The sequence below is a fragment of the Microvirga sp. P4_G7 genome, from assembly GCF_056401005.1.
This window is the reverse complement of sequence record NZ_JBFUKD010000208.1, coordinates 1-5598: the sequence shown is the minus strand read 5'-3', so window position 1 is coordinate 5598 and position 5598 is coordinate 1. Positions and strand designations below refer to the sequence as shown.

5 protein-coding genes are annotated in these 5598 nt (G+C 59.8%); 3 read left to right on the top strand and 2 right to left on the bottom strand.

Translation table 11 applies throughout. The annotated features are described in order from the left end of the window. Both AC1DT3_RS10860 and AC1DT3_RS10855 read right to left on the bottom strand, forming a co-directional pair. Positions 1-2336, bottom strand: a 2336-nt coding sequence (locus tag AC1DT3_RS10860) for an ATP-binding protein (protein ID WP_477465270.1), incomplete at its 3' end; no start/stop codon positions are given. 122 nt (positions 2337-2458) lie between these two features. Continuing rightward, positions 2459-2698 carry a hypothetical protein gene (locus AC1DT3_RS10855; RefSeq protein WP_477465269.1) on the bottom strand — a complete coding sequence of 80 codons (240 nt, stop codon included), beginning with the start codon at positions 2696-2698 and terminating at the stop codon, positions 2459-2461. A 164-nt stretch (positions 2699-2862) separates the two neighbouring features. Between AC1DT3_RS10855 and AC1DT3_RS10850 the strand changes: the two genes are divergently transcribed. From AC1DT3_RS10850 to AC1DT3_RS10840, 3 genes are all read left to right on the top strand, one after another. Further along, positions 2863-3282: a CopG family transcriptional regulator gene (locus AC1DT3_RS10850; protein ID WP_477465268.1), complete on the top strand. Its 420-nt coding sequence runs from the start codon at positions 2863-2865 to the stop codon at positions 3280-3282. Between the two features lie 63 nt (positions 3283-3345). Then, positions 3346-4482 carry an extracellular catalytic domain type 1 short-chain-length polyhydroxyalkanoate depolymerase gene (locus AC1DT3_RS10845; protein ID WP_477465267.1) on the top strand — a complete coding sequence of 379 codons (1137 nt, stop codon included), beginning with the start codon at positions 3346-3348 and terminating at the stop codon, positions 4480-4482. Between the two features lie 441 nt (positions 4483-4923). Continuing rightward, a partial coding sequence (locus AC1DT3_RS10840) for a DNA translocase FtsK (protein ID WP_477465266.1) occupies positions 4924-5598 on the top strand: 675 nt, incomplete at its 3' end.

Here is a 5598-nt window from a genome sequence, read left to right as displayed (position 1 = left end):
ACCGTGACCTCCCCAGGGCCCCGATAGCGCGGAAGGTAGAGCTTCACCGTGGTGCCCCGTCCGAGTTCGGAGTAAATTTTGACGTGACCCTCCGACTGCTTGACGAAGCCATAGATCATTGAGAGGCCAAGGCCCGTGCCTTGACCGATCGGCTTGGTGGTAAAGAACGGGTCGAACGCTCGTGCGATCACCTCCGGTGCCATGCCGGTGCCGGTATCTGTAACGCAGATGGCAACGTACTGACCCGGGTCGACGTCCCGTTGGGCTGCGACATAGGAATCGTCCAAATGCGTGTTCACAGTTTCGATTGTCAGGCGGCCACCTTCGGGCATCGCGTCGCGCGCATTGATGACGAGATTGAGAAGCGCGCTTTCCAACTGGTTTGGGTCGCATAGGGTTGGCCATAGGCCACCGGCGAGCACGATTTCCAGGGAGATGCGCTCTCCCAGCGTTCTTCGAAACAGGTCCTCCAGGGAGGCCACAAGGGCATTGGCCGGAACGGGCTTCGGGTCGAGCGGTTGCCGTCGAGCGAAGGCCAGAAGGCGATGCGTCAACGCCGCCGCACGATTGGCGGACATGGTGGCTGCCGTGACATATCGATCGGTCAGATCGAGGCGCCCTTGAGCGATCCGCGTCCGGAGCATGTCCAGCGATCCGACGATACCGGTGAGCAGGTTGTTGAAGTCATGCGCAATACCGCCGGTGAGCTGACCGACGGCCTCGATCTTCTGCGCCTGGCGCAAGGCCTCCTGGGCCATCTCTCGCTCAGCGGATTCACGCTTAAGTGTGTCGAGTGCTTCGGCCAAATCATTTGTGCGATCGTTGACCCGCGCCTCTAGCTCTTCGTTCAGGAGTCGCAGCGCACTCTCCGCTCGCACGCGGTCGGTGACGTCGCTTCCTTCCGCGAAAATGCCGAGTGGGCGTCCGTTGTCATCGAGGATCGGCTGATAGACCAAGTCGACGAAACGCTCTTCAAGTGGTGCGCCTGGGCGACGCTGAACCATTACGCTCAAACTATTTCCGACGAAGGGTTGGCCGTCCGCGTAAACACGATCGAGAATTTCAAAGAAACCCTGTCCCTGGATCTCGGGAAGCGCCTCCCGGATCGGTCGGCCAATGAGGTCGCGATGGCCCACAAGCTGGAGATAAGCCTCGTTCATCAGATCGAAGACGAGATTCGGCCCGAGCAGCACGCACATGAAGCCGGGGGCCTGCTGGAAGAGTGCGCGCAACCGGTCGCGTTCGGCCGTGCGTTGCTCGACTTCTTCAGCGAGTCTCTGGTTGACCAGCCTCAGACTCTCCGCTGCCTCCTGACGCAGTCTGAAAGCTTCAGCGAGTGCGGCGGCGCGTCGACGCTCGGCCTCATAAGCCTCGGCATTCGACAGACTCGAGGCGATCTGTCCTGCGATGAGGCTGACAAATCCGAGATAGTCGGGATCGATTCGGCGGTACGGGTTGAGCCCAGCGACGATGAAACCCGACGGTTCGTCCACGCCCTGGCGAGAGAGTGGGATCAAGAGCGCGGTCTCGGGAGGCTTGTCCCAAGCGCCGGTCGGAAGGTCGGCGCGGTTATCGAGATCGAGGAGTACGTTGCCCTCTCCAGAGCGCAACCGGGCGATCGGCCAGGGATCTTGTGCTTCGGCGTCCAAGATGTCTGGAGCAAGCGGATGTGCAGTCTCGATCCCAGTCACGCATGCCAACCGCGCGACGCCGCCCGGTTCAAACAGATACGTCATGGTAAACGGAAGATCGTGGAGATTGGCGCTGAGGCGGCTTCCGACGATCTTCAACACTGCCTCACGGGAGTCGACGACGGAGAGTTCAGCCGCGAGGTCGCGTAGGGAATCCATACGCCGTTCGCTGATAACGCGTTCCGTTTCTTCTGAAACGGCGCAAAACAGCCCCTCGACATTGCCGCTATCGCCGATCAGCGGGCTATACGAGAAAGTATGGTAAGTCTCTTCCGAATAGCCGTTTCGATGGAGAAGAAGGGGAAGCGCTCTGTCCCAGGTTGCCTTGCCTTCCTCATAAACCATGCGAATTCGCGGTTCGATCTCGGGCCAGATCTCCTTCCAAAGTTCTTTGGTCGGCGTTGCGAGGGCTTTCGGATGTTTGAATCCAAGCGTCGGCCGATAAGCATCGTTGTAGAAGAAAGCGATGTCCGGACCCCAGCCGAGCCACATCTCGAATCGAGAGTTTAGAAGGAGTCGCAGGGCCACCTTGAGGGAGTGCGGCCAGGTCTCCGGAGGGCCTAGATTGGTTGATGCCCAGTCGTGACGACGCATGAGCGCAGCCATCTCGCTGTCGCCGACAAACACATCGTCATTGGGTTTCATTTCTGTCCTGCCGGGCGCAGCTACCAACTCAAGACCTCATCTGCATAAGAGCCCGGTGCGACCCGCTGGGGACGCGCTCAACGGAATAGAATCGCTTTTTGGCACAGCAGAACGCGCCGCGGCTACCCTGTGACGTCCGTTTCGGGTCGATCCAGACCCTGAGACAGCTCTTCGTGCCATTTGCCGGATTTGTCCTGATAGGAGATTTCCTCAGTGGATCCGGGAACGCGTTGCTCCGCAGCCGCGCGTTCGGCCGCCTTTCGTGCGAGGTCGTGGGACGGATAGGGTTCGGAAAAAACGTCGCCGACCTTGTATGCCCATCCGCCGGCATGCTCGACGATTTCATATTTCACACTAGCCATTTGATTCTCCCACGCGCGCCAGTGCTGAACAACGCAGAGGGGGTGGCAGTTCCCCAGTTTAGCTGCGCCGACGCAAATCATTTTCCAGGGGCCCGATTTGCGCCTTGTAAGCCGAGTGCCAAACTCCCATTTACCATCCAGTTGGATGGTGAGAGGATGGTTGAATGAACGAAAATGTTCGCGCGATTCGCAGCAAAACGGCCGATTCCGAGAAGATTACGATTAATCTGGGGTTCGTCGATCTCGGTCATATCGATCTTCTCGTCGAGGAGGCGTTCTATGCGAACCGGACGGACTTCATCCGGACCGCCATCCGCAACCAGCTCGAGCGCCATAACGAAACGGTCAAGAAATCCGTGGTGCGCAACGAGCTCGATCTCGGGCTGCGGCGCTATGACCGCTCGGATCTCGAGGCGGTGCGGGCGGCGGGGGAGAAACTCCACATCCAGGTTCTTGGTCTCGTTGTGATCGCGGACGATGTCACGCCGGAACTGGCGCGCGAAACGATCGCCGCCATTCATGTGCTTGGCGCCCTTCACGCCAGTCCCGCCGTAAAAGACATTCTTAAAGACCGCATTCGCTGATTTTTCCTGAGTCTGCGTGCTCATCAACGACCGTCTCATACTTTAGTTACAAGGAATGCGCTCATGAACGCGAAATTGAAATCTGATCTGACCGAAGCGACGCGGTTGACGCGAGAGGGCCGCCTCCTGGAAGCGATGGCACTTCTTCGCGGAGCGAATGGTACCGCCGGATCGGGGGATTCACCCCGGAGTTCGCCCAGTTCGGGTATGGGAGGCCTGCGCGCGTTCTTTGATACCCTTCGCCAACGTGGCGCGCCGTCTCGCGTCTTTGGCCCGGCGCAGGGACAGCAATCACGTACGCCACGTGTCCCGCTTCCGGAGGGCGCCCGGTTCGACGAGCTGAGTTTCGCCAACGAAGCAGGCTCCCGCCTCTACAAGATCTATGTTCCGAGCGGCTATGCGGGACAGCCCTTGCCGCTCGTGATCATGCTTCATGGCTGCACTCAGTCGCCAGACGACTTCGCCGCAGGGACGCAGATGAATGCGCTCGCCGAAGAACAAACTTTCCTCGTCGCTTATCCAGCACAGGCTCAGTCTGCGAACGTGTCAAAGTGCTGGAATTGGTACAAGAGCGAGGATCAGCATCGCGACCAGGGCGAGCCCTCTATTATTGCGGGCATCACGCAACAGATCGTTCAAGACTACGCAGTTGATCCACGACGGATCTACGTTGCCGGTCTCTCGGCGGGTGGTGCTGCCGCGGCGATCATGGGAGCAGCCTATCCCGATCTCTACGCCGCGATTGCGATCCATTCGGGGCTAGCCTGCGGTGCCGCACATGACGTTGCGTCGGCATTTACGGCAATGCGGCAGGGCGGTTCGGACAAAAGGCACGCACTGCGCAACGCGGGTCGCTCGGTCCCGACAATCGTTTTTCATGGTGATCGTGATACGACGGTCAACCCTACCAACGGGGACCAGATCATCGCCCAGTCAAATGTGAATGTGAGCGTGCACACGCGCACTCTTCGTGGGGTGACCGAGGACGGCGTCGGCTATACGCGTACGATCGGTGTCGATGAAAATGGCCGCACCATTTTGGAGCATTGGCTGATCCACGGCGGCGGTCACGCCTGGTCCGGTGGGAGCCTTGAGGGCTCATATACCGATCCGCGAGGGCCAGATGCCAGCCGCGAGATGCTTCGATTTTTCTTCGAACTCGCCGACGCCCGCCTACCAGAAGTGTCTGTCAGCGGATAATCGACCGTCGCGGCGCGCCCTAAGAGAGTGTTTACCTGTCTCCCCCAGAGTGCCTTCGAACGCGTCGAAGCGCGCGATAGGCCTCTTAACTTGTCAGTGAACATGCGTCCCATCCCCAAGCCGTCCTTTCCCTGCCTTCCCAATGACACAACGACCAAGGAAGGGGATTTCTGGGATACACGCTGGTCGGCCGCGGGATTGTCTCAACCAAGCTGGTTGAGCGCCTTCGTGATCGACAAGGGCGTCCGGTCCACGCGTACCCCTGATCGGATTACGAAGCCGAGCCAGCATCAGCCACTACCGCAAGGCGGAGTGGCACCCGATGTGAGGACGGAGGAGGCGGCCGACGAGCGCCAGTCTACGGTACGTGGGCAGATCGCAAAGCTCCGCGCGAGCTACCAATCCTCCGAAGTCGTCGAGGATTCGCTGCCAGATCGGCTCATGACCGACATCGATGCCCCTGCGGCTTTACAACACGTCACCCCAGAAGGTGGCGTTTCCACGGCCGCGGCCGTTGCGACTTCGCGGACGGCGAGCGCTTCGGAGACGATGACCGGGGGCGTTGCGACCGGCACGCTTGGTGCTCGTTCTGCCAGCTATCGAATTGCACCGATTGCCCTGAAAGGGCGACTCAAGTCGGAAAGCCGCTTATCGCCCAACGTAGCAACCGAGCTCGCTCCGGCTTTCGGACAAGGCGAGATCGTGGATATCGGGTATCTTGCGTTGTACGAGGATACCGGCCCGGTTTCCTCGGTCAAAGAGATGCCGATCGCGCCAAGCATCCCACTCAATTTTGCGGAAGACGACGCATGTGCCGTCGAGGATGCACCCCAAGAAGAGATGCCGTGCGATGTCCAATCCGACGAAGCGTGCGGTTCAGTCGAGTCTGCCCTGCTAGAACTTCCTGCGCCCGCAGTGCAACAGCCTGCGATCACGCGAGCCACTTTTGGTTACGAGTTGCCGGACATCGCGCTGCTGACTGAAATTCCGCCTTCGGAGGGACCGGCACTGACAGAAGATATTCTTGAGGAAACTGCCGGGCGCCTCGAGCAAGTCATCCGTGATTTTGGCGTGAAGGGAGAGGTGATCCACGTCCATCCGGGGCCTGTCGTCACC

What these genes read in the sequence shown, in the direction of transcription:
- AC1DT3_RS10845 (WP_477465267.1), top strand. Translation starts at nt 3,346, where the DNA reads ATGAACGCGAAATTGAAATCTGATCTGACCGAAGCGACGCGGTTGACG.
- AC1DT3_RS10855 (WP_477465269.1), bottom strand. Translation starts at nt 2,698, where the DNA reads ATGGCTAGTGTGAAATATGAAATCGTCGAGCATGCCGGCGGATGGGCA.
- AC1DT3_RS10850 (WP_477465268.1), top strand. Translation starts at nt 2,863, where the DNA reads ATGAACGAAAATGTTCGCGCGATTCGCAGCAAAACGGCCGATTCCGAG.